Genomic DNA, 1,241 nt, shown 5'->3' on the forward strand with positions numbered 1-1,241 from the left:
GACACCGCCCGTGCCCGTAGCGCCGCACGCCGGGGCGACGTCGACACCGTCCTCGAACAGCTCGACGCCCTGGACGCGGCCGAAGCGGTCCGGGCGCGCGCCGACTCCGACACCGCCCGCGCCCGCGCCGACCTGGAGGAGCACGAGAGCTCCGGCGCCGCCGCGGAGGAGGAACTCACCGGGCTGCGCGCCTCCGCCGCCGAGGCCGTACACGCCTGGGCGGACCGATGGGAGCTGGTCGGGGACACGGGACGCGATGCCCTCCTGGCCGCCCTCGACCGCTGCGGGGACCCCGGTGCCCCCACCCTCGCCGAGGTCCTGGGCGAACACACCCGCACCGCCCAGCTGCAGACCGCCGCCCGCCTGCACGGACTCGAGTCGGAGGAGGCCGAGGCCACCGCCGGCCTCGACCGCCTGACCGCAGAACGCGCCGACATCGCCGCCGAACGCGACGACGCACCCCCCGCCGACCCTTTGCGCACCGCCCACCGCGAGGACCGCGCCGGCGCACCCCTGTGGCAACTCGTGCGCTTCGCCGACGGCGTCGCCGAGGACCGAGCGGCCGCCCTCGAGGGCGCCCTGCACGCCGCCGGGCTCCTCACCGCCTGGATGCACCCGGGGCCGGAACAGACCCGGAGCGCCCTGGCCGACGGGGGCAGCGACGCCTACCTGCTGCCCTCGGCCGCACCGCATGACGGCCCCACCCTCGCCGACGTCCTGGTGCCCGAGGACCAGGACCGCGTCCCCGCAGCAACCATCACCGACCTGCTCGCCTCCGTGCCCCTGCACGGGAACGGGGACGCCGCCGACGCCGGGGGAGTGGACACCCGCGCCCGCTTCGGCCTCGGCGTGCTCGTGGGCGCCCACCCCAAACCGGCCGCCGAGTTCATCGGTGCCACCGCCCGCGCCCACCGCCGCAGCGAACGCCTCGCCGAGTGCGACACCCGACTGGCCGAGCTCACCGCGCACCGCGACCGGCTCCGCGAGAGCATCGACCGGGCCCGGGAACGCCAGAAGGACCACGAACGCGCCCGCGCCGACCTGCCCGACACCACACCCGTGGCCCGGGCCGTCCGCGAGGTCGAGCACCGCTCCACCCTCCTGGCCTCGGCCCGCTCCACCGCCGCCCGCCTGGCCCGCACCCTCGACGCCGCCGTCGCCGACGTCGACGCCCACCGCGCCCGCGTGCGCGCCGTGGCCGCCGAACGGGCCCTGCCCGCCGACCGGCCGGGGGTCGAGGA

This window comes from Nocardiopsis salina YIM 90010, assembly GCF_000341025.1.
GTDB classification, from domain to species: Bacteria; Actinomycetota; Actinomycetes; order Streptosporangiales; family Streptosporangiaceae; genus Nocardiopsis; species Nocardiopsis salina.